Genomic DNA, 20,503 nt, shown 5'->3' on the forward strand with positions numbered 1-20,503 from the left:
GGATTATGGATCCTGGCAGGCCCGGGCCCGCGGGACCGGGCCGGTCACCCGTCAGTTGCCGCTGAACGGCAGCGACGAGTGGTGCACCACGATGCGCAGCTTGCCCGCGTCGTCCTTCACGAAGGTCCAGGTCTTGTCCACCGTGGTCACCTTGCCGGTTTTGTCCGTGAATGCCACATTGCCCATGGTGTTGGCCGAGTCCCCGGTGATGAAGACTGCGGCATTGGCGATCTCGCATTTCGTCCAGCCCTTGAGGGCAAAACCCGTGTCCTTGGGGTAGGCCGGGTTGCCGCCCACGAAGTAGGCGAGCGCGCCCTCGCGGGTGGTGCGAAAGGTCTGGGGCGCCGTGGTGAGGGTCGGTTTGAACAGCACGGCCCCCATCTGGTAACCGTAGGCGGCATCGATCACCTTCTCTGCCAGTGCCTTGGCAGCCACCGGGCCACTGGCGGTGGCCGTGGTGCTGATGTCGACCAGCGCCTTGCACCAGGCCTGCTGGGCCGCCAGCACCTCGGCTTCGGAAATGGCGTGGTTGACCACCGGACCCTTGGCGGCGGCAGGCAGGGCGGCGGCGCCCAGCAGGGCACTGGCGAGGGCGATGCAAATGGATTTTTTCATGGTTTTCTCAGGTTGAAAGGATTGGTATCCCCTGGCCGCCCCATGGCCGCCGGGGGATCTCCAGTTCAACAAAGGCAACTGAAAACGCGCTGATCAGCGCGTGAGAAAACCATGACCAGAAGATGAACCGCAGATGAACCGGCCCACCCCAGTACGCCGTGCGCACCAGCAGCGCGCACGGCAATCCGCTCACGCCTGCTGCACCCGGTTGCGCCCGGCCTGCTTGGCGGCGTACAGCGCAGCATCGGCGCGGCCGTAGAGGCGCTCGGCGTCCTCGCCTTCCACCAGCGTGGCGGTGCCCACGCTGATGGTCACGGGCATCTCGGGCCAGGGGCCGGCTTCCACCATCTTGCGGATGCGCTCGCCCACTTCGTGGGCGCCGGCCTCGCCGGTGCTGGGCAGGATGACGGCGAACTCTTCGCCGCCCACGCGGGCCACCACGTCCACCGTGCGGGCGCAGGCCTTCATGTGCCCGGCAATGGCCTGCAGCACGCGGTCGCCGCCGTCGTGGCCGATGCTGTCGTTGACGCGCTTGAAGTGGTCCACGTCGAGCATGAGCAGGCTCAGCGCCGTGCCGCGGCGCTGCACGATGGCCAGTTCCTGCGCCATGTGCGCGTCGAAGGCGCGGCGGTTGCGCAGGCCCGTGAGGGGGTCGGTGGTGGCCAGCTCTTCAAGTCTCAGGTTGAGCTCGTCCACGCGCTGGATCTGCTCGACCAGCTGCAGGTTGATGCTGGCCGCCTGCTGCAAGGCGATGCGCAGGCGGATCTCGCGCAGGGCCGACTGGCCCAGCTCGGTGAGCACGTCGATGTCCTGTTCGGTCCAGTGCCGGGGCGCGAAGTCGAGCGCGCAGAAGGTGCCCAGGGCGTCGCCGTCTTCGGTGAGCAGCGGCATACCGGCATAGGCGCGCACGCGCCCGGCCTTGACGCCCGGCAGGTCGCGGAACACGGGCAGCAAGGTGGCGTCTTCGATCACCAGCGGTGTCTTGGACACCGCCACATAGTGGCAGAAGGTACGGCCCATCTGGTCGCGGCTGCCGCCGGGTGTGGCCACGCCGGGGCCCAGAGCCGTGCTCATGTGGAAGTCGCGCCCCCGGTCCAGCAGCGAGACAAACACCACCGGCGCCCCGGTGAGGCGCGAGGCCAGGCGGGTGAGGCGGTCAAAGGTCTCCTCGGGCGCGCTGTCGAGCAGGCCCGTGCGCTGCACGGCCTCCAGGCGACGCGGGTCGGACAGCGCGGTGTGGATGCTGACATCGTCCGCCGGGGGAGAAAGCGCGAGGTCCATGGCGTGGAGGTGCTGGGTGTGGTGGACGAAAGGTACATCATCCCCGCCCGCTGCGGACGCCTTGTAGGGAAGACCCTGTCAGGTACCGTCGGCCGGCGCCGCGTAGACAGCCGCCGGTATGCCCTCGAAGCGCGGCCCGCCCAGCGTGGCGCCGTCGAGCGACTGGCCGCCATTGAGCGCATTGTTCACGGCGTGCAGCAGGCCGCTGCGGTTGGTGACGGTCTCGAATTTCAGCCGCGGCCCGGTATGGAACATGCGCTGCGCGGCCAGCAGGGCGGCCACGAAGACGGGCTCGCGGGTCAAGGGAAAGTCCACCCAGTCGCCAGCCGCATCCTGCACCGAGAACTCGGTGGGCAATTGCAGGGTGGCGGCGGATTCGACATGCGACACCAGCACCAGGCCAAAGCCTTCGGGCACCATGTCGATGAGCCGGCGCGCAAGCATGGCGTCGCCATCGGCCAGGGCCAGCACGGCGGCTTCGATCTCGGGTGCGGAAAGTGCGGGATTGCCCAGGTGGTCGACGGTGGATGCGACCAGGGCCTCGATGCGCTCGTCCATCACGTCACTGCGGGCGCGGCCGGATGGCCACCAGCACGTTCTCGCCCTCCACCCGCTCGGCGCGGAACTCCACGCGCGTGCCGGGCTGCAGGCCCTTGAGCAGCGCCGCGTCGCGCACGCGGTAGGTGAGGGTGGAAAACGGAATCTTCACGCCCGGCGCCACCTTGATATGGGCAAAGCTGTCGCGGCTGCCCGGCTCCTGCGAGACGGCGCGGTACTCGCCCTGGGTGTAGACGGTGGCGGCAGGGTCGGCCACAACAGCAGTCGCCGCCTGGGCCGATGCGGCGCCCGGAAGGCCGCACGCCAGTGCCAGAACAGCGGCCGCGGACCGGAGCGTGGAGGTGGTGGTTGCAGGCATGCCACACAGCATACTGCAGGCCCATGCAACACCCAAGGTGCAAATGCCCTTGCCTATCTATCAGCTGACTGCCGGCGGGGCAGCCTGCGCGCGCCGGGCTGCAGTCGCCAGCGCAACGGCCAAGGCCCCCAGCGCCAGCAGCGCCGCCACGCCAAACGTGGCCTGCAGCCCGGCCAGCACCGCACCGGGCTGCGCCATGGCATCGCCCTGCCCGCCCACCCCCCAGGCGAACACAGCGCCCATGGCCGAGGCACCGGTGACCAGGCCCAGGTTGCGCGAGAGGTTGAGCAGGCCGGACACCACGCCGCGTTGCGTGCCCGCACCAGCCATGACCGCCGTGTTGTTGGCCGCCTGGAACAGCGCGTACCCTGCGGTGATGACCGCCAGCGGGCCCACATAGCCGGCCCCCCCTGCGACCGGGAGGGCCACGGGCAGCAGCACCATGAGCACCGCACCGGCCGCCATGGCCGCCAACCCCGCCACCACGGTGCGCCCGCTGCCCAGCCGGTCCACCAACCGCCCGGCCGGCACACCCGCCAGCGCCGAGACCAGCGGCCCGCACGACATGGCCAGACCCACCTGGGCCGGGGCCAGCCCCAGCGCGCCCGCCAGGTAGAACGGGCCCACCACCAGCGTGGCCATGACCACGGTGGTGACCAGCGCGCCCATTGCAAAGCCCGCACCCAGCGCCGGGCCCTGGAACAGGTCCAGCGGCACCAGCGGCGCCACACCCCGCCGCCCTGCCCCGCGCTGCAGATGGATGAACAGCACCAGGCCCAGCAACGCAGCAGCCAGCAGCGCGCCGTTGGGCATGCCAAAGCGGCCGCGCCCCAAAGTCATGGCCAGTGCATAGGCAGCCAGTGTGGCCGCCAGCAGCAGCATGCCCGCGATGTCGAAACGCGGGCGCTGAACACCGGCACGGGGGATGTCTGCCGGCAGGCTGCGGCGCGCCAGCCACCAGGCGGCCACGCCCAGCGGCAGGTTCACGGCGAACAGCGCCGGCCAGCCCCAGCCCGCAACCAGCACCCCGCCCAGCGTGGGCCCCAGCGCCGTGCCCACGGCCGACAGGGTGCCCAACAGGCCCATGGCGCTGCCCGTGCGTGCAGCGGGCACGGCATCGGCCACCAGGGCCATGCCGAGTGCCAGCATCACCGCGGCGCCCAGGCCCTGCAGCGCGCGCGCAGCCACCAGCCAGGGCAACGATGGCGCCAGCGCGCACAGCAGCGACGCGCCGGTGAACAGCGCCAGCCCTGCCAGCAGCAGGCGCCGGCGCCCCAGCAGATCGCCCAGCCGCCCCACCCCGACCACGGCCGTGGTGGTGGCCAGCAGGTAGGCCAGCACCACCCACTGCACCTGCTGGAACGGGGCACCAAACGCCTGCGCCAGCGTGGGCAGGCCCACATTGGCAATGCTGGTGCCCAGCGAGGCCAACAGCGTGGCGAGGCCCAGGCTGGCGAGCACGCCGCGCGGCGTGGCGGGGGTGGAAAGAGAGGCGGTGGTCATGGTGCAGCGGCAGGAATGGGATCGATGCACCGAGCGTAGGCATTTGCCGACTATGGCGGAAGGCGCAGCATTTGCATTGAATAAGTGCATCTAACGCCATTCCAGACCACAATGGACGCCCATGTCCCGACCCGACCTGAACCTGCTCGTCACCCTGGATGCGCTGCTGACCGAAGGCAATGTGGCACGCGCCGCGAAACGGCTGCACCTGAGCCCATCGGCCATGAGCCGGGCGCTCGCGCGCCTGCGCGAGACCGTGGGCGACCCACTGCTGGTACGCGCCGGCCGCGGCCTGGTGCCCACGCCGCGCGCGCTGGAGCTGCGCGAGCGCGTGGGCCAGCTGGTGCACGAGACCGAGGCCGTGCTTCGCCCGGCCCAGGCACCGGACCTGGCGCAGGTCGAGCGCACATTCACCCTGCGCACCAGCGATGGCTTTGTCGAGACCTTCGGCCCCACATTGATCGAACGCGTGGCGGCCGAGGCACCGGGTGTGCGCCTGCGCTTTGTTCAAAAGACCGACAAGGACAGCACCCCGCTGCGCGATGGCGCGGTGGACCTGGAGACCGGCGTGCTCGGCCCTGCCATGGGCCCCGAGGTGCGCGTGCAGGCCCTGCTGCGCGACCGCTTCGTGGGCGTGGTGCGCGCGGGCCACCCCTTGGCGGCGGCCCGCGTGACGACCAGGCGCTACACCGCCGGCCGGCACATCGCGGTGTCGCGGCGCGGGCTGGAGCAAGGCCCCATCGAGCAGGTGATGGGCCCGCTGGGCCTGCAGCGCGACATCGCCACCACCGTGGGCGGCTTTGCCACCGCGCTGGCCCTGGCCCGCGCGACCGACCTGATCGCCACCGTGCCCGAGAGGCACACGGCCGGCCTGCGCGCGGGCATGCACTGCTTTGCCCTGCCCATGGCGGTGCCGCCCATCACCGTGTCGCTGCTCTGGCACCCACGCCTGCATGCGGACCCGGTGCACCGATGGCTGCGTGGCGTGGTGCTGGAAGTGTGCGCGGAGTGAATGGCCAGGCGCCGTTCAGGGGTTCACTCCTTCAGGGGCCACCTTCAGGGCGGGGTCGGCCGCGAGCACCGGTGCGGGAAAGCCATGCCGCCGGGCACCCCACACCACCGCCAGCGACGCCGCCAGCAGCACCAGCGCGGCCGGTGCCAAAGTGCCTGCACCCAGCCGGCCGAGCAACACACCGCCAACGATGCCGCCACCGGCAATCGCCATGTTCCAGGCCGTGACCAGCATGGACTGCGCCACATCGGCCGCCGCATCGCCAGCGGTCTTTGCCAAGGCGGTCTGAAACAGCGTTGCCGCACCGCCAAAGGCCAGGCCCCAGGCAGCGACTGCGGCATAGACGATCAATGGCGCATCAGAAGCCGCAGCGAGGGCCAGCGCGGCGAGCCCAAACACCAGTGTGCTGGCCAGCGTCAGCGCGCGCAGATGGCGGTCGATCAGCGCGCCGACGATCCAGATGCCCAGCAGCGATGTGGCGCCCAACACCAGCAGCACGCCATCCGCCCGCCCGGCCATGCCCGCTGCGGCCAGAAACGGTGCGATGTAGGTGTACAGGATGTTGTGCGCCAGCACAAAGGCCAGCACCACGAACAGCACCGGGCGCACGCCGGCCAGGGTGAACACCTGCCCCAGTGGCAGCCGCCTGGATGCAGCCTGCCCACCAAAGTCCGGCACCTTGACGCGCACCCACACCATGAGCAGCAGGGCCAGCGCGCTCATGGCGCCAAAGCACATGCGCCAGCCCAGCCAATGGCCGAGAAAGGTGCCGGCCGGCACGCCCAGGGACAGCGCCAGCGGAGTGCCCGCCATCGCGATGGCAATGGCCCGGCCTTTCTGGTGCGCAGGCACCATGCGCGCGGCATAACCGGCCAGCAGCGCCCACAGCAGCCCGGCGGACACGCCGGCCAGAAAGCGCGCCACCATGGTCACGGCATAGCTCGCGGACAGCGCGGTCACGGTGTTGGCGATGGCAAAGCCGGCAATGGCCGCCAAGAGCAGCGGCCGGCGCCGCAGGCCCTGCGTGGCGGTGGTCAGCGGAACGGCGGCCACCAAGGAGCCGATGGCATAGGCCGTGACGGTCTGGCCGACCCAGGCTTCGGACACGGCCAGGCCCTGGGCCATCTGCGGCAGCAGCCCGGCCGGCAGGGCTTCAGTGAGGATGGTGATGAACGCAGCCATCGCCAGTGCCAGCAATGCGGCCAGCGGCAGGCGACCATTGCCGGCGGCGCTCATTGCCCCGCCCCCACGGCGCCGTAGACGGCATCACGCAGATCGGTGACGAAGCGACCCGACATGCCTTCGTACAGCGTGTTGGTGAAGGCCACGGCGCTGAGGCCCAGGGCACGGTCGACAAACCAGGCATGGCCATAGGCGCCACCCCAGCGCCAGGTGCCCACCGACTCGGGCGAGGCGGCCAGCCGCGCATCGCGCAGCACCGAGAAACCCAGGCCAAAGCCGCAGCCCGGGGCATTGGGTAGCTCCAGGCCACGCGTCTGGTCGCGGCCCATCTCCTCGACCAGTTCGCGGGGCAGCAGCGCGCCGCCGCCCTGCCGCAGGGTCTCCAGCAAGCGCAGAAAATCCCCTGCGGTGCCGGCCATGCCCGCCCCGCCGGATGGGAAGGCCTGCGCATCGAAGACGCGCGCGGGGCTGTAGGGGATGCCGACGGTGCCCTCGAAGGCCGGCACCACCTCGCCCTCGGCCAGCCGGTGCGGTTGCGGCAGGTCGTTGACGTAGGCCGTGGCCACCCGCCACGCATCGGGGGCGACAAAGCCCGTGTCGGCCATGCCCAGCGGGCCGGTCACCAAGTGCCGCACGGCCTCGCCCAGCGCCGTGCCGTGGATGCGTTCGATCAGCGCGCCCAGCACGTCCGTCGCCAACGAATAGCCCCAGGCCGTGCCCGGCGCGTACAGCAGCGGCACGCTGGCAAGGCGGCGCAGGTTCTCCTGGAGGCTGATGCCCGCAGCATCCATGCCGTCCGAGATGCCCGCCCGGGCATAGGTGCCATCCGCATCGGCCTCGAAGAAGCGGTAGCCCAGGCCCGCCGTATGGCTGAGCAGTTGCCGCGCCGTGATGCGCTGGGCGCTGCCGTCGGCCAACCGGGGCTGGAACTCCGGCAGCCAGCGCTCGATGCCGGCGTCCAGATCGAGCCGGCCCTGCGCGACCAGCACCAGCGCCGCCGTGGAGACGATGGGCTTGCTCACCGAGGCCAGCCGGAACACGGCATCCAGCGCCATGGGCCGAGCGCTTTCTCGGTCTGCAAGCCCGGTGGCCTGATGGTGGACCAGCTCACCATCGCGCGCCACAAGCACGACAGCGCCCACCAGGCGCTGGTCGTCCAAGGCCTGCTGGACTGCGGCTTGGATGCGGTGGGAGACAAGCGCGGGTGAAGCAGCTTGGCGCGCGGGAAGAAGGGAGTTCGTCATGGCAAATGAATCCAGTGAATGGGGATGCCACGACGATAGGAAGCATGCGATTAAAGATAAAGGAGGCTGCAGTTCCTTGGCATCAGGAGTAAAGTGTCCGCAATCATTGGGAGGACAAACCGTGGACAGCGTGAATGGCTTTGCCGTGTTTGTGCAGGTGGCAGAAACGCGCAGCTTTGTGGCCGCAGGCCGGCTGCTGGGCGTGTCGGCCTCGGCCATCGGCAAGAGCGTGGCGCGGCTCGAAGAGAAACTGGGCGTGCGCCTGTTCCACCGCAGCACGCGCAGCATCACGCTGACGGCCGAGGGCACGCTGTTCCTGGAGCGCAGCCGCCGCATCCTGGCCGAGATCGAGGCGGCCGAGCTGGAGCTGTCGCAATCCCAGGCCGCACCGCGCGGGCGCCTGCGGGTGAGCCTGCCGCTGGTCAGCTCGCTCGTGCTGCCCGTGCTGGGCGAGTTCATGCGCGCCTACCCCGCCATCGAGCTGGACCTGGACTTCACGGACCGCATGGTCGATGTGATCGACGAGGGTTTCGACGCCGTGGTGCGCACCGGCGACCCGGCCGACTCGCGCCTGTCCGCGCGCCGGCTCGGTGCCTTCCAGATCCGGCTGGTGGCCTCGCCGGACTATCTGGCGAAGAGGGGCACGCCGCAGGCGCCTGCCGATCTGCGCCAGCACACCTGCCTGCACTACCGGTTTCCGAGCAGCGGCAAGCTGGAGGCCTGGGTGCCCGGGCCATCGCCGCAGGGCGAACCGGAACTCCAGTTGCCCCAGTCGATGGTCTGCAACAACATCGAGACGCGCGTGTGCTTTGCGCTGCAGGGGCTGGGCATTGCCTGCCTGCCCGACTTTGCCATCCGCGAGCCGCTGGCCGATGGGCGGCTGGTGCCGCTGCTGCCCGAGCTGGACCGCAGCGGCGTCTTCCACGTGCTGTGGCCGGCGAGCAAGCACCCCTCGCCGAAAGTGCGGGCGCTGGTGGATTTTCTGTGCGCGCGGGTGTTTCCTGCCGTGGAGGACAAGCCGCCATCCGCGCGCGCGGCGCTCAGTGCCCGCCGAAAATAAGCGACTGGTGCGTGGCCGCCCCGGCCATGGTCCCATCCCCCACCGCCAGCGGCAGCGAGCCCCCTTGCCGCGCCGCGTCGCCGCAGGCGTACACGCCCGGCACGGTGGTGGCCTTCATGGTATCGGTCTTGATGGTGCGGCCCAGGGGCCCGTCTTCGAACTCGCAGCCCAGTTGCGCGGCCACGGGGCTGGCCACCTCGACGCGGCTCAGGGTGAACAGGCCGTCCTGCGTGATGGTGCGGCCATCGCGCATCACGATGTCCATGGCGCCCTCGATGCGGGCGATGAGCCCACGCTCCAGCGCCACGCCGCGCGCCTGCAACTGGGCCAGTTGCTCGGCGTCGGGTTCAAAGGCGCCGTTCAGGAAGAAGGTGGCGCGGCCCCAGTCGGGCAGCATGAGCGCCACGTGCATGGACAGCGGCGATACGCCCAAGGCGCCCAGCCGGCCCTGGTTGAGTTCGTAGCCATGGCAGTAAGGGCAGTGAAAGACATGCCGCCCCCAGCGCTCGGCCAGGCCAGGCACCTCGGGCAGGTGGTCGATGACGCCGGTGGCCAGCACCAGGCGGCGCGCCTCGATGGCCTCTTGCTTCTCGCCAGAGCCCTCCACCTCGATGCGAAAGCCCTGCCCTGCCTGCCTGGCCGCAGTCACCTTGCCCTGGCGCCACTCCACGGTCGGGTAGGCCATGAGCTGCTCACGCCCCCGGGCGGCGATGTCGGCGGCGGGCGTGCCGTCCTGCGTGAGAAAGCCGTGCGAGTGGGTGGCAAAGCGGTTGCGGCGCTGGCCGGCGTCCACCACCAGCACGCGCCGGCGCGCCCGCGCCAGTTGGGTGGCAGCGGCCAGGCCGGCATAGCTGCCGCCGATCACGATGGCGTCGTAGTGCATGTTGGGTTCCTTTTTCCCGATCAAGATACTTTTGAAGTTTCATGATAGTTCGGCACAGCATTTCATGCAACTTACAATGATTCAAGACCACATTGGAATCAGACTTTCATGAGAAGCGACAGCAGGCTTTCAAGAATGCTCCACGTGCTGCTGCACATGGCGCGGCACGACGCGCCCTTCACCTCCGAGCAGATCGCCACCATGCTGGGCACCAACCCCGTGGTGGTGCGCCGCACGATGGCGGGCCTGCGCGAGGCGGGCTATGTGCGCTCAGAAAAAGGCCACGGCGGCGGCTGGACGATTGCATGCGACCTGGCGCAGGTGACGCTGCTCGACATCCACCACGCCGTGGGCGGGCCGCACCTGTTTGCCATCGGCAATGGCAGCGACAACCCCGAGTGCGCGGTGGAGCGCGTGGTCAATGCAGCGCTGGACGATGCGCTGCGCCAGGCCGAGGCGCTGCTGATCGCGCGGCTGGGGTCGATTGCGCTGGCGGATCTGGCCAGGCAGTTCGATGCGGAATGCGTGGCCAAGGGGTGGCCGGCGCACGGGCCTCTCGGGCACTGAAGTGAGCTGGAGCCGGTTCGCCATGGGGCGTGGCTCGGGTTGATGCATGCCTGATCAATAGGCACTGCAACTGCAGGCAACTCCGCAGCCCCTGCGGGTCATGCGTCCAGCCCCCTGGCCACCAGTTCAGCCAGCCGCTCTTGCACCGTCGAGAGGTTGTGGGACGCCACGGCTCCCGGAACGAGCAACTCCCGCAGCACGGCGGGGCTGTGGCAGTGCTGTATGGGTATGAACCCGCCGAATTTCAGGTCGACCAGGATCTTGCGGCTGGCGGCCTCGCTCAGATTCCAGCTGCGCGAGAGGGAACCGAGCAGGTACCAGCGCGCCGAACCAACCGGGGGAATCACCTCCAGGCCCTTGACAATCATCAACTGGATCAGCGGGTTGTTGGTGTGCTCCACCACCAGCCGCAGGCGGGCGAAGTCCCGCTGTTGCGGTGGGCTGAGACTTTCCTCGTAGTCCTCGCCCTGGCTGTTGCGCGCCACGAGCTGGGCAATCTCGCGGTACGCGGCGTCCAGGGCTTCGGCACCCAGCACATCTTCGATGGGGATATCGGGCGTGCGTCTGAGAATCCTGTTCAGCGCGAGGTCCGAGGTTTCGGCGTCAGGGTCCTGGGCCAGCACCTTGAGCACATCCAGATCCACCGAGCCTCTTTTGGCCACCTCCCGGCGCACTGCCGTGCTGCGGTCCGCAGCCAGCAGGCGCGAAAGCTCCGGGTCGTCGGTGGCAGTCACCACGCGCTTGCGCTGGGTGCTGTCCAGCGCAAGCACTGCTGCATGGCCGGCCCTGGCTGCCTCCCACGGGTTGAACACGGGCTTGGGGACAGCAGGTTTGACGTAGGGCTTGGCGATGTTCTTTTCGATGGCGGCCTGGATGGCACCATCGGTGACCTGCAGCGCCGGGAAGCGCTGGGCCAGGTTCTTTCTTGCGGCGCGGCTCACTTCGTCGTGCTTGTCGCGCAGCAGGCTGAGCAGCGCCTCGCTGGTGGCATGGCGCGACAAGGCCAGGTTCAGGCGCTCGGGCTTGCGCTGGCTGTTCAAGAAGAAGCGCGCGATCTCTGCCGAGGCGTTGGGGTGCATGGCGATGCTCTTGCGCAGCATGGGGTCGTCCACGGGCAGCAGGACTTCGAGCACGTCGAGCGGGCACTGGGGGTGCTTGATCAGCACGCGCGCAGAAGTGGGCACCAATTCCTTGGCGTAGCGGTCCTTGCGGCTGTGCCAGATGAAGCGCACCTGCTCGGGCGTGAGGTTCTTGTTCAGCACCAGCGACAGTTCCCAGGCGAAGAACCAGGTCCGGTTCAAACCTTCGGCCACGCGCCCGGATTGCAGCAGGGCAAAGATGAAGTCCAGCAGGACCTTGTCCTTGCTCCTCCTGATCTTGGTTTCGAGCTCCAGCAGCGCGTTGACCATGCGCAGCGGGCTGTGCGCTGCTGCGGCGCCCGCCAGGGCAGCGTCGTGTGCGAGCTTGCCGGCCAGCACGGACTGCAAAAGCACCTGGTCGCTTTCGTTCAGGCCGCTGGCCGACTGCATGAAGCGGCGGCGCTCGCCGCTTTCGCTGAAGTGGGCATCCATGCCCTTGAACAGGGCCTCCAGTTCGGCAAGTTCTTCGGGGCTGGGTGGGGCGTCGGTCGTCTTGGGCACGGTAAGAAAGTTCTCCTGGCAATGGATGAAAGTCTAGGGCCTGCGCATCGCCCCCCGCTGGACAAAGTGTCCACTGCCAGGCCCCCGCAGGCGCTTAGGATGAGCGCACACGACATCTCAGCAAGGAATCGGGAATGGGTATCGCGTTTCACCAGACAGACATCAACATCAAGATCGCCAAGAAGCATGGCAAGGAGATTTCCAAGCTCTTGCTGGACAAGGGCTGGATCACCGAGGACATGCCCTTCGATGCTGCGCTGGCAGCGATCGGCTGGCATGGCAAGAGCCAGAGAAACATGCTGGAGATCGACGAAATCGACGTCGACAAGATGACGGACCGGGTGCGCCAGCACATGCAGGCGCTGGCACCGTTTGTGCGCGATGGAAGCCTGGTGCGCTTCGAGTCCGAGGAGAGCAGCAAGGACTACGCGCTGTGCGTCTTCGAAGGCGGCCAGGCCCATGGATACGGGTGGCTGGGCGCGCCGGCAAAGACTGCGGCGGCCGCTGCCATCGGCGCTGTGCCGCAAGGCCCGTGGAACGAGTACATCCATGACGAATCGCCATCCAAGGAGAAGCTGACCGACCACCGCTACTGGGCGGTGGTGGCCCTGAACCTGGCGCAGAAGATCTGGTTCATTGCGTCGAGCACCAAGAGTTTCGGTGCCAAGGACTGGGACCAGGCCTACTGGATCATGCGCGGCTGCGAAGAGGCACGCACCGCCCTGATGGGGGAACGCCACCTGGTGTTCCAGGACATCCAGATGTATGAAAAGGAAGTGCGCGAAACCCCGCCGCACCTTGCCAAGTACGAGCAAGAGGTCAAGCTGAGCTGGCTCAAGGGACCGCGCAAGAAGCTGGCCGCCTGGCCCCTGCCCATGGAGGCGGATGAACTGCAGGCCCTGCTGGCCCACCGCGAGACGTTCGCACCGGGGCGTGGGCTGCCGCTCGACGGGCAGGAGGGCGTGTTCCCGGCCGAGGTACTGGCCTTCTTCGATCACCTGCGCACGGCGCCGTGGTACCGGCAGATCAGCGGCCTGAAGAAGGAAAGCCGCGAGTTCAACGCGCTCCGGCTCAGCTTCAACGGACTGATGCACGAGATGCTGGATTCCGCAGACGTGAAGGAGGCGCTGATCTACCTGCATCTGCTGACCAGCGTCAAGGACACCTGGGAGGTCATCACGCCCGGTGTGGGCGGTGAAGAGGTGGAGTGGCGGGCCCCCAACATCCACCAGACGCTGGCCCGCATTGGCCAACTGGCTGCTGCCTAGGCGTGCGGGCGCCTGTCACGCCAGCGGCCCAGGCGCCTGCTGGCGCGGCGCGTGCACCGCCATCAGCTCCACCACCCAGTCGATGAACACGCGCAGTTGCTTGCTCACATAGCGGTTGGGCGGGTAGGCCACATGCATGGCAATGGGTTCGATCTGCCAGCCCGTGAACAGGGGTACAAGGGCACCGGTTTCAAGGTGCTTCTCGGCCATGTAGTGGGGCAGCCACAGCACGCCCAGGCCGGCGAGGCCCGCAGTGAGGTAGGCATTGCCGTCGTCGATGGCGAGCGCGTAGCGGGCGCTGATCTTCACCGTCTCGCGGCCCCGGCGCAGGGTGTAGGGCAGGTCCTTGTCCCAGCGGTAGCGCACGATGCGCTGGCGCGGGTCGCGCAGTTCTTCGGGGTGCAGGGGCGTGCCCGCCTGGGCCAGGTAGGCCGGCGCGGCATACACGCCCAGCGGCAGGTCGCCCACATGGCGCGCGACCAGGCCCTCGTCCTTCATGCTGCCGCCGCGCACCACGCAGTCCACGTTGTCGCCGATCAGGTCGACCTTGCGGTCGCTGGCGCCCATGTCGAGCTGGATGTCGGGGTAGCGCGCATAGAAGCCCGGCAGCGCCGGCACCAGGATGATGTTGGCCAGTGGGCTGGGCACGTCCACGCGCAGCAGACCGCGCGGCACCGTGGGGGCGCCGGGGAGGTTGCCTTCGATGTCGTCGAGCTCGGCCAGCAGGCGCACCACGCGCTCGTAGTACACCGCGCCATCGTTGGTCACGTTGACGCGGCGCGTCGTGCGGTGCAAGAGCTTGAGCTGCAGGCGGGCCTCCAGCTGCTGCACCAGCTGGGTCACGGTGGTGCGGCTCCACCCCAGGTTGTCGGCCGCCCGGGTGAAGCTGCCCGACTCGACCACCCGCACAAAGGCCCGCATGCCGTCAAACCTGTCCATCGGCAGCCCTCCTGATTGTCCGCATTCTACAAACAGTGATGCAGGAGATAGTGGCTTTATCCAAACAATAGACCGACCTACAGTCGCTCCATCAACCAACCCATGGAGCCCCCAATGAGCCAACGCAAACCCGTTTTTCCCGCCGACCGCCATGACCTGTATGCCAACCACCGCTACTCGGCGGCCATCCAGTCGGGCGACCTGCTGTTCGTCTCCGGCCAGGTCGGCAGCCGCGGCGACGGCTCGCCCGAGCCCGACTTCGAGGCCCAGGTGCGCCTGGCCTTCGCCAACCTGCAGGCCACCCTCAAGGCCGGCGGCTGCACGCTGGACGACATCGTGGACGTGACCACCTTCCACACCGATCCGCAAAACCAGTTCGAGACCATGATGGCCGTGAAGAACGACATCTTCCCGGCCGCGCCCTACCCCAACTGGACGGCGGTGGGCGTGAACTGGCTGGCGGGCTTCGATTTCGAGATCAAGGTGATTGCGCGGATTCCTGGTTGAACGGGCCCTGAGGCCCGGGCGGGCGGAGGCAGGCTGCGGATCGCGGCACGGCGACCCGCAGGGGCAGTAACATCCGGGCAACCTCCGCCCAACCCATGGCCTCAGACACCCCCTTGCCCGAGCTGATGGCGCGCGTCGCCTTGCAGGACCGCGCGGCCTTCCAATCCCTGTACCAGGCCACGTGCGGAAGTCTGTTTTCCGTGGCCTTGCGTATATTGAGGAATGAGAACTGGGCAGACGATGTGCTGCAAGAGGCCTACGTGAACATCTGGCACAACGCGGCGGCCTACCGGCCCGGCGCGGGCGCGCCGATGACCTGGATGATCAACATCGTGCGCAACAAGGCCATCGACGCCCTGCGCGCACGCAAGGCCGAGCTGGCGCTGACCAGCGACCTGGGCGACGAGGCACAGAACGCCCGGGACGGCCTGGCCGCCGATGCCGCGCACGAGCCCCAGCAGCTGCTGGACGACAGCCTGGTGAAGGCGAAGATCGCTGGCTGCATGGGCACGCTGCCGGCCGCGCAGCGCCAGGCGCTGGCGCTGGCCTACTACCGCGGCATGGTGCACACCGAGATTGCCCAGGTGCTCAATGCTCCATTGGGCACGGCCAAGGGCTGGGTGCGGCGCGGGCTGGAGCAGCTCAGGGCCTGCCTGGAGGCGGTGGGGGTGACGCAGCCATGAACTACCTGTTGCCTGAACGCCTGGACCGGCTGGCCCGAGAGTACGCGCTGGGCACGCTGGCCGGCCCCGCGCGGCGCCGCTTCGAGCGCGTGCTGCAGTCGTCGCCCGCAGCGGTGCAGGCCGTCGATGCCTGGCGCCGGCGCCTGGCGGTGCTGGACCTGTCCACCGTGCCCCGGCAGCCGCCCGCGGCGACCTGGTACCGGATCGAGCAGCGCCTGTTCGGCGCGCCCCCGCCCACGCATGCGGCGGCAGCGACAACATCTGCCTGGCAGCGGCTGCTGCAGGCCCTGAAGGGTCTGCTGTCGGGGCGCACGCTCAGCGGCGCGCTGGCCGGCCTGCTGCTGTGCGCGCTACTGGTGCGCGGGGCGCCCGGCCTGCTGGGCCTGGAGCCCCGCGCCGATGCACTGCCCGCCAGCTACGTAGGCCTGCTGCTCGATGCCGGCGGCAAGCCCACGCTGGTGGCCAGCTCGCGCCGCCAGGGGCGCCAGCTCACGGTGAAGCTGCTGCAGCCGCTGGCCGTGCCCGCCGGGCAGGTGGCCCAGCTCTGGGCCCTGCCCAAGGATGGCGGCGCCCCCGTGGCCGTGGGCGTGGTGCCGGCCAGCGGCTCGGCCCGCATCGCCCTGCCCGACACGTCAGAAAAGCTGTTCTTCACGGTGTCGCAGCTGGCCGTGAGTTTCGAACCCGCGCCGGCGCAGGCCGGAGGGGCGCCCTCGGGGCCGTTTGCGCTCATCGGGCATTGCGTCAAGGTCTGGTGAGGCCGGCGGCGCGCAACAAAAAAAGACCGGCATCCGGGGATCCGTCTGGCCTGGCCGGCCGTAAGTAGCTTCGGTGCCCTTTTTGTTTCACCGCCCTCTGAATGAATGAAGGAAGAACGCCATGACCATCACCACCCCGAGCACACGGCTCTTGCCCACCCTGTCCGCCACCATGCTGGCGCTGCTGCTGGCCCAGACGGCGCACGCTGCCGACCACCCGCCGGTGTTCCCGGCCCGCTCCGCAACGCCTGCCGCGGCTCCAGCACCCGCCCCGGCTGCGGACAAGCTGGCCCAGGCGCGCTACCTGACGCGGTCGCTGCAATGGCCGGCGGCGCTCGACGAGCTCCGGCGCATCAACGACACCGGCAGCGCCGACTGGCACAACCTCATGGGCTACACGCTGCGCAACAGCAAGGCGCCAGACCTGGCCGCCGCCGAGCGGCACTACGACGAGGCCCTGCGCATCGACCCGCGCCACCGCAATGCGCTCGAATACTCGGGCGAGCTGTACCTGATGAAGGGCGATCTCGACAAGGCCCAGGCGCGCCTGGCCACGCTGAGCAGCGAGTGCGGCACCAGCGGCTGCCAGCAGCAGGCGCAGCTGCAGGCAGCGATCGAGCGCTACAAGGCTGCGGGCAACAAGTACGTGCCGTCGAACTGGTAAGGCAGCCGCCCCTGCCCCTCAGCACCGCCCCTCGGGCGTGCCCTCCAGCTCGCCGAGCTTGTCCACCACCAGCGCGATGAAGGCCGACACGGCCCGCGGCAGGTGCCTGCGGCTGGGGTACAGCACGGTGAGGCCCTGGCCCTTGCGCTGGTACTGGGGCAGCACCTGCACCAGCAGGCCGGCCTGCAGGTCGAGCCGCGCCATGCCGGCCGGCAGCAGCGCAATGCCCAGACCCGCCACGGCGGCGCGACGCAGGGCCTGGGCGGTGTTGGCGCCAAAGCGGCCGGTGGCGGCCACCTCGTGCAGGCTGCCATCGTGCCCGGCCAGGCGCCAGGTGCCGGTGCTGCCCGCGTGGCTGGCCATGATGGCATCGTGCGCGGCCAGGTCGGCCAGCGTGGCGGGCACACCGCGCGCGGCCAGGTAGGCCGGGCTGGCCACCAGGCCGTCGCCCCGGGCGCCGAACAGCTGGCGGCCCACATAGCCCGAATCGCCCACCTCGCCGCCGCGAAAGGCCACGTCGATGCGCTCGGCGATCAGGTCCGAGCGCGCGTCGCTGAGCACGAAATCGAGCCGCACACGCGGGTGCGCGGCCAGAAAGCCGGCGATCCATTCCATGGGAAAGAAATCGAAGAAATCCGCCGGCACCGCCACGCGCACGGAGCCGGTGGGCTCGTCGCTGCCCAGGCGCAGCTCCTGCCCGGCCTCCAGCAGGCCATCGACCGCGCCCGCGCAGCGCTCGTGGAAGGCCTGGCCCGCACTGGTGAGGGTGAGCTTGCGCGTGGAGCGCTGCAGCAGCCGGGTGCCCAGCTGGGCTTCGAGCTGCTGCACGCGCCGGCTCACGGTGTTGGGCGGCTGGCCCAGGCGGCGCGCCGCCTCGGCAAAGCTGCCGCTGCGCACCACCTGCACGAACAGGGCGATGTCGTTGAGGTCGAGCGCGGCCGTGGCGGCGGTGTCGGAAGCCATGTATTCACACCAAAAATGGATGAGTTCAATCCCATTGTACCATCTAGTCAATCAATGGGGTGCGCCCTAACCTCCATGGCATCGGGGCGCGTTGCCCCTTCACGAACCACCAGGAAGGAAAGCACCTATGACAATTTCGAAATTGCCCCACATCGGCATCGTGATCGGCTCCACGCGCGAGGGCCGCTTTGCCGACAAGCCGGCGCAGTGGATCCACGGCATTGCCAGCGAGCGCAGCGACCTGACCGCGGAGCTGCTGGACCTGCGCGACTACCCCATGCCCTTCTTCGACGAGCCGCTGTCGCCCGCCTGGGCGCCGGTGAAGAACGAGGCCGCGCAGCGCTGGGCACAGAAGCTGGCCACGCTCGACGGCCTGGTGGTGATCACCGCCGAGTACAACCACGGCCCCACGGCCGTGCTCAAGAATGCGTTCGACTATGCGTACCAGGAATTCGCGCGCAAGCCCATCGGCTTTGTGGGCTATGGCGGCGTGGGCGCTGCGCGCGCCGTGGAGCAGTTGCGCCTGGTGGCCACCGAGGTGCAGATGGCCCCGGTGCGCAATGCCGTGCACATCGGCATGGTGGAGTTTCTGGGCCTGTGGCGCGAGGGCAAGGCCTTTGCCGACTACCCGCACCTGGCGCAGTCGGCCAAGGGCCTGCTGGACGACATGGCCTGGTGGGCCCGGGCCCTGAAGACCGCCAGGGAGGCTGTATGAGCGTCGATCTGCAAGAAGCACCCGTGGTGGCCACGGCAAGCCGCGCCATCGCCTACCGCACGCGCGGCAGCATGCACGGGCCCATCACCCGGCTGGTGAGCCCTGGCGATGTGGGCGAATGGATCAAGCCCTTTGTCTTTCTCGATCTGTTCGCATCGGATTCGCCGGCAGCCTTTCGCGGCTTTGGCATGCACCCGCATTCGGGCATTGCCACGCTGACCTATCTGATCGACGGTGCCATCTCTTACGAAGACACCACCGGCAAGAGCGGCGCGCTGAGTGCCGGCAGCGTGGAGTGGATGCGCGCGGGCAATGGCGTGTGGCACACCGGTGCGCCCGTGGGCGATGCGCCTTCGCTGGGCTTTCAGCTGTGGGTGGCGCTGCCCCCCGCGCTGGAGAACGCGCCCGCGCTGAGCCAGTACCTGGCGCCGCACGAGATTGCGCAAAGCGGCCCGGCCCGTGTGCTGCTGGGCAGCCATGGTGGTGTGCAGAGCCCCATCGAAGCGCCCTCCCCCATGGCCTACCTGGCCGTGCAGTTGCGCGATGGTGAACACTGGCGCTACGAGCCGCCTGCTGGCCACACGGTGGCCTGGGTGGCGGTGGCCACCGGTGCGCTGGATGCAGGCGGCCCGGTCGGCACGGGTGAGCTCGCGCTGTTCGAGGAGTCGGAGGCTGCCATCGACTTCACGGCCCGCGGCGATGCGCACTTCGTGCTGGGCTCGGCCGTGAAACACCCGCACGAACTGGTGATGGGCCGCTACTCGGTGCACACCAGCCGCGCGGCACTGGACCAGGGCGAGGCCGAGATCCGGCGCATCGGCATGCAGTTGCGCGACGCGCGGCGGCTGGGTTAACTCAGGCACATTCAGCGGTTGGTTCAGGCGCAGCCATCGGGCTGCGCGCGGACCAGAGCACCAGGGCCAGCGCCAGGGCTGCCAGGCCCGCGCCGGCCAGCATGACGGCGTGGTAGCCCCCGCCGCTGCCCAGCACGACAGCACCCGCAGCGGCCCCGATGGCGTTGCCCAGGTTGAACGCGCCGATGTTGATCGACGAGGCCAGGGCCGGCGCCTCGGCGGCTGCGCGCATCACCTTCATCTGCACCGGGGGCACCAGGCCGAAGGCGGCCGTGCCCCACACCACCAGGGCGATGGCCGCGCCCAGCTTGCTGCTGGCCAGCCACGGAAAGACCAGCATGCTGGCGGCCACCACCACCAGAAAACCCACCAGGGTCTTGTCCACCGAGCGGTCGGCCAGCTTGCCGCCCACGGTGTTGCCCACCGTGAAGCCCACGCCCACCAGGGCCAGCAGGCCCGTGATCTCGCCCGGCGTGGCGCCCGCAAAGGCCTTGAGCATGGGGTTGACATAGGTGTAGAGCGCAAACATCGCGGCCGAGCTGAGCACCGTGGTCAGCAGCCCGTAGACGACCACCGGCCGGCGCAGCACGCGCAGCTCGGCGCGCACGTCGATGGGCGCCTGCTGGGCCTGGCCCTGCGGCAGCGCCAGCCGGACGGCGGCCATGGTCAACACGCCGAGCGTGGCGATGACCGCGAAGGACACGCGCCAGCCCACGCTGTCGGACAGCCAGGTGGCCGCCGGCACGCCGCCGATGTTGGCCAGCGTGAGCCCCAGGAACATGGTGGCCACCGCGCTGGCCTGCTTGTCGCGCGGCACCAGGCTGGCCGCCACCACCGCGCCGATGCCGAAGAAGGCGCCGTGCGTAAGGCTGGTGACGATGCGCGCCACCATCAGGCTGGCATAGCCGGGCGCCAGGGCCGACAGCAGGTTACCGAGCGTGAAGATGGCCATGAGCAGCACCAGCGCCCGGCGCCGCGGCCAGCGGGCCAGCAGCAGCGTCATGAGCGGCGCCCCCAGGGTCACGCCGATGGCATAGGCCGACACCAGCATGCCGGCCGAAGGGATGGACACGTCCACGCCTTTGGCGATATCGGGCAGCATGCCCATGGGGCCGAACTCGGTGGTGCCGATGCCGAAGGCGCCGATGGCGAGCGCGGCCAGGGGCCAGGAGGACGATGCGCCTGTGGTCGGCCCGGCGGACTCGGTAGATGCGGTGGAAGGTGATGCGTGCATGGGGATCAGCTCAGTTTG

The 20,503-nt window shown here is 69.2% G+C and carries 22 protein-coding genes; 10 read left to right on the top strand and 12 right to left on the bottom strand.

All coding sequences use genetic code 11. The features are described from left to right. Window positions 1-51 precede the first annotated feature (51 nt). From HNP48_RS08555 to HNP48_RS08575, 5 genes are all read right to left on the bottom strand, one after another. A complete protein-coding gene (locus HNP48_RS08555; RefSeq protein WP_184856446.1) occupies window positions 52-615 on the bottom strand; it encodes a hypothetical protein in 564 nt (187 codons plus the stop codon). A gap of 189 nt (window positions 616-804) precedes the next feature. Continuing rightward, window positions 805-1,896: a sensor domain-containing diguanylate cyclase gene (locus HNP48_RS08560; RefSeq protein ID WP_184856447.1), complete on the bottom strand. Its 1,092-nt coding sequence runs from the start codon at window positions 1,894-1,896 to the stop codon at window positions 805-807. Between the two features lie 78 nt (window positions 1,897-1,974). After that, window positions 1,975-2,454 (bottom strand): hypothetical protein, encoded by a 480-nt coding sequence (locus HNP48_RS08565; protein ID WP_184856448.1) that lies wholly within the window; start codon window positions 2,452-2,454, stop codon window positions 1,975-1,977. Between the two features lie 4 nt (window positions 2,455-2,458). Beyond that, window positions 2,459-2,812, bottom strand: a complete 354-nt coding sequence (locus HNP48_RS08570) for a copper-binding protein (protein ID WP_184856449.1) — start codon at window positions 2,810-2,812, stop codon at window positions 2,459-2,461. A 60-nt stretch (window positions 2,813-2,872) separates the two neighbouring features. Further along, window positions 2,873-4,315 (bottom strand): MFS transporter, encoded by a 1,443-nt coding sequence (locus HNP48_RS08575; protein WP_184856450.1) that lies wholly within the window; start codon window positions 4,313-4,315, stop codon window positions 2,873-2,875. 121 nt (window positions 4,316-4,436) lie between these two features. On the opposite strand from HNP48_RS08575, the gene HNP48_RS08580 reads away from it, so the two are divergent. After that, the gene (locus tag HNP48_RS08580) at window positions 4,437-5,327 is read left to right on the top strand and encodes a LysR family transcriptional regulator (RefSeq protein WP_184856451.1); all 891 of its coding nucleotides are present in this window, start codon (window positions 4,437-4,439) and stop codon (window positions 5,325-5,327) included. A 15-nt stretch (window positions 5,328-5,342) separates the two neighbouring features. Here the strand turns inward: HNP48_RS08580 and HNP48_RS08585 are convergent, their stop codons facing one another. Next, window positions 5,343-6,563 carry an MFS transporter gene (locus HNP48_RS08585; protein WP_184856452.1) on the bottom strand — a complete coding sequence of 407 codons (1,221 nt, stop codon included), beginning with the start codon at window positions 6,561-6,563 and terminating at the stop codon, window positions 5,343-5,345. Then, window positions 6,560-7,753 carry a serine hydrolase gene (locus tag HNP48_RS08590; protein WP_184856453.1) on the bottom strand — a complete coding sequence of 398 codons (1,194 nt, stop codon included), beginning with the start codon at window positions 7,751-7,753 and terminating at the stop codon, window positions 6,560-6,562. Before HNP48_RS08590 ends, HNP48_RS08585 begins: the two co-directional genes overlap by 4 nt. Before the next feature lie 121 nt (window positions 7,754-7,874). On the opposite strand from HNP48_RS08590, the gene HNP48_RS08595 reads away from it, so the two are divergent. Continuing rightward, window positions 7,875-8,813 carry a LysR family transcriptional regulator gene (locus HNP48_RS08595; protein WP_184856454.1) on the top strand — a complete coding sequence of 313 codons (939 nt, stop codon included), beginning with the start codon at window positions 7,875-7,877 and terminating at the stop codon, window positions 8,811-8,813. Here HNP48_RS08595 and HNP48_RS08600 read toward each other — a convergent pair. Further along, on the bottom strand, window positions 8,794-9,696 hold the full coding sequence (locus tag HNP48_RS08600) for an NAD(P)/FAD-dependent oxidoreductase (RefSeq protein ID WP_184856455.1): 903 nt from the start codon (window positions 9,694-9,696) through the stop codon (window positions 8,794-8,796). The two genes, HNP48_RS08595 and HNP48_RS08600, sit on opposite strands and share 20 nt — an antisense overlap. Window positions 9,697-9,804: 108 nt before the next feature. Between HNP48_RS08600 and HNP48_RS08605 the strand changes: the two genes are divergently transcribed. Continuing rightward, on the top strand, window positions 9,805-10,263 hold the full coding sequence (locus HNP48_RS08605) for an Rrf2 family transcriptional regulator (RefSeq protein WP_184856456.1): 459 nt from the start codon (window positions 9,805-9,807) through the stop codon (window positions 10,261-10,263). Window positions 10,264-10,361: 98 nt separating this feature from the next. On the opposite strand, the gene HNP48_RS08610 is transcribed toward HNP48_RS08605, so the two are convergent. After that, window positions 10,362-11,903 (bottom strand): hypothetical protein, encoded by a 1,542-nt coding sequence (locus HNP48_RS08610; RefSeq protein WP_184856457.1) that lies wholly within the window; start codon window positions 11,901-11,903, stop codon window positions 10,362-10,364. 134 nt (window positions 11,904-12,037) lie between these two features. Between HNP48_RS08610 and HNP48_RS08615 the strand changes: the two genes are divergently transcribed. Next, window positions 12,038-13,171: a hypothetical protein gene (locus HNP48_RS08615; RefSeq protein WP_184856458.1), complete on the top strand. Its 1,134-nt coding sequence runs from the start codon at window positions 12,038-12,040 to the stop codon at window positions 13,169-13,171. Between the two features lie 15 nt (window positions 13,172-13,186). On the opposite strand, the gene HNP48_RS08620 is transcribed toward HNP48_RS08615, so the two are convergent. Continuing rightward, window positions 13,187-14,110: a LysR family transcriptional regulator gene (locus tag HNP48_RS08620; protein ID WP_184856459.1), complete on the bottom strand. Its 924-nt coding sequence runs from the start codon at window positions 14,108-14,110 to the stop codon at window positions 13,187-13,189. Between the two features lie 114 nt (window positions 14,111-14,224). Between HNP48_RS08620 and HNP48_RS08625 the strand changes: the two genes are divergently transcribed. From HNP48_RS08625 to HNP48_RS08640, 4 genes are all read left to right on the top strand, one after another. Further along, a complete protein-coding gene (locus HNP48_RS08625; protein ID WP_184856460.1) occupies window positions 14,225-14,617 on the top strand; it encodes a RidA family protein in 393 nt (130 codons plus the stop codon). Window positions 14,618-14,712: 95 nt separating this feature from the next. After that, window positions 14,713-15,300, top strand: a complete 588-nt coding sequence (locus HNP48_RS08630; protein ID WP_184856461.1) for a sigma-70 family RNA polymerase sigma factor — start codon at window positions 14,713-14,715, stop codon at window positions 15,298-15,300. Further along, window positions 15,297-16,055, top strand: coding sequence for an anti-sigma factor domain-containing protein (locus HNP48_RS08635; RefSeq protein WP_184856462.1), 759 nt, complete (start codon window positions 15,297-15,299; stop codon window positions 16,053-16,055). Before HNP48_RS08630 ends, HNP48_RS08635 begins: the two co-directional genes overlap by 4 nt. Before the next feature lie 121 nt (window positions 16,056-16,176). Next, window positions 16,177-16,719, top strand: a complete 543-nt coding sequence (locus HNP48_RS08640; RefSeq protein ID WP_184856463.1) for a M48 family metallopeptidase — start codon at window positions 16,177-16,179, stop codon at window positions 16,717-16,719. An 18-nt stretch (window positions 16,720-16,737) separates the two neighbouring features. On the opposite strand, the gene HNP48_RS08645 is transcribed toward HNP48_RS08640, so the two are convergent. Next, the gene (locus HNP48_RS08645) at window positions 16,738-17,682 is read right to left on the bottom strand and encodes a LysR family transcriptional regulator (RefSeq protein ID WP_184856464.1); all 945 of its coding nucleotides are present in this window, start codon (window positions 17,680-17,682) and stop codon (window positions 16,738-16,740) included. Between the two features lie 127 nt (window positions 17,683-17,809). On the opposite strand from HNP48_RS08645, the gene HNP48_RS08650 reads away from it, so the two are divergent. Continuing rightward, window positions 17,810-18,397: an NADPH-dependent FMN reductase gene (locus HNP48_RS08650; protein ID WP_184856465.1), complete on the top strand. Its 588-nt coding sequence runs from the start codon at window positions 17,810-17,812 to the stop codon at window positions 18,395-18,397. Continuing rightward, on the top strand, window positions 18,394-19,251 hold the full coding sequence (locus HNP48_RS08655; RefSeq protein WP_184856466.1) for a pirin family protein: 858 nt from the start codon (window positions 18,394-18,396) through the stop codon (window positions 19,249-19,251). The genes HNP48_RS08650 and HNP48_RS08655 overlap by 4 nt, the downstream gene beginning before the upstream one ends. A 1-nt stretch (window position 19,252) precedes the next feature. On the opposite strand, the gene HNP48_RS08660 is transcribed toward HNP48_RS08655, so the two are convergent. Continuing rightward, window positions 19,253-20,485 carry an MFS transporter gene (locus HNP48_RS08660; protein WP_184856467.1) on the bottom strand — a complete coding sequence of 411 codons (1,233 nt, stop codon included), beginning with the start codon at window positions 20,483-20,485 and terminating at the stop codon, window positions 19,253-19,255. Window positions 20,486-20,503 lie beyond the last annotated feature (18 nt).

It is taken from the genome of Acidovorax soli (genome assembly GCF_014207955.1).
In the GTDB taxonomy this organism is placed as follows: Bacteria; Pseudomonadota; Gammaproteobacteria; order Burkholderiales; family Burkholderiaceae_C; genus Acidovorax; species Acidovorax soli_A.

Bases quoted from the DNA above. Each gene is read 5' to 3' on its own strand.
- HNP48_RS08555 (WP_184856446.1), bottom strand. From the start codon at position 615: ATGAAAAAATCCATTTGCATCGCCCTCGCCAGTGCCCTGCTGGGCGCC.
- HNP48_RS08560 (WP_184856447.1), bottom strand. From the start codon at position 1,896: ATGGACCTCGCGCTTTCTCCCCCGGCGGACGATGTCAGCATCCACACC.
- HNP48_RS08565 (WP_184856448.1), bottom strand. From the start codon at position 2,454: ATGGACGAGCGCATCGAGGCCCTGGTCGCATCCACCGTCGACCACCTG.
- HNP48_RS08570 (WP_184856449.1), bottom strand. From the start codon at position 2,812: ATGCCTGCAACCACCACCTCCACGCTCCGGTCCGCGGCCGCTGTTCTG.
- HNP48_RS08575 (WP_184856450.1), bottom strand. From the start codon at position 4,315: ATGACCACCGCCTCTCTTTCCACCCCCGCCACGCCGCGCGGCGTGCTC.
- HNP48_RS08580 (WP_184856451.1), top strand. From the start codon at position 4,437: ATGTCCCGACCCGACCTGAACCTGCTCGTCACCCTGGATGCGCTGCTG.
- HNP48_RS08585 (WP_184856452.1), bottom strand. From the start codon at position 6,563: ATGAGCGCCGCCGGCAATGGTCGCCTGCCGCTGGCCGCATTGCTGGCA.
- HNP48_RS08590 (WP_184856453.1), bottom strand. From the start codon at position 7,753: ATGACGAACTCCCTTCTTCCCGCGCGCCAAGCTGCTTCACCCGCGCTT.
- HNP48_RS08600 (WP_184856455.1), bottom strand. From the start codon at position 9,696: ATGCACTACGACGCCATCGTGATCGGCGGCAGCTATGCCGGCCTGGCC.
- HNP48_RS08605 (WP_184856456.1), top strand. From the start codon at position 9,805: ATGAGAAGCGACAGCAGGCTTTCAAGAATGCTCCACGTGCTGCTGCAC.
- HNP48_RS08615 (WP_184856458.1), top strand. From the start codon at position 12,038: ATGGGTATCGCGTTTCACCAGACAGACATCAACATCAAGATCGCCAAG.
- HNP48_RS08620 (WP_184856459.1), bottom strand. From the start codon at position 14,110: ATGGACAGGTTTGACGGCATGCGGGCCTTTGTGCGGGTGGTCGAGTCG.
- HNP48_RS08625 (WP_184856460.1), top strand. From the start codon at position 14,225: ATGAGCCAACGCAAACCCGTTTTTCCCGCCGACCGCCATGACCTGTAT.
- HNP48_RS08630 (WP_184856461.1), top strand. From the start codon at position 14,713: ATGGCCTCAGACACCCCCTTGCCCGAGCTGATGGCGCGCGTCGCCTTG.
- HNP48_RS08635 (WP_184856462.1), top strand. From the start codon at position 15,297: ATGAACTACCTGTTGCCTGAACGCCTGGACCGGCTGGCCCGAGAGTAC.
- HNP48_RS08640 (WP_184856463.1), top strand. From the start codon at position 16,177: ATGACCATCACCACCCCGAGCACACGGCTCTTGCCCACCCTGTCCGCC.
- HNP48_RS08645 (WP_184856464.1), bottom strand. From the start codon at position 17,682: ATGGCTTCCGACACCGCCGCCACGGCCGCGCTCGACCTCAACGACATC.
- HNP48_RS08650 (WP_184856465.1), top strand. From the start codon at position 17,810: ATGACAATTTCGAAATTGCCCCACATCGGCATCGTGATCGGCTCCACG.
- HNP48_RS08655 (WP_184856466.1), top strand. From the start codon at position 18,394: ATGAGCGTCGATCTGCAAGAAGCACCCGTGGTGGCCACGGCAAGCCGC.
- HNP48_RS08660 (WP_184856467.1), bottom strand. From the start codon at position 20,485: ATGCACGCATCACCTTCCACCGCATCTACCGAGTCCGCCGGGCCGACC.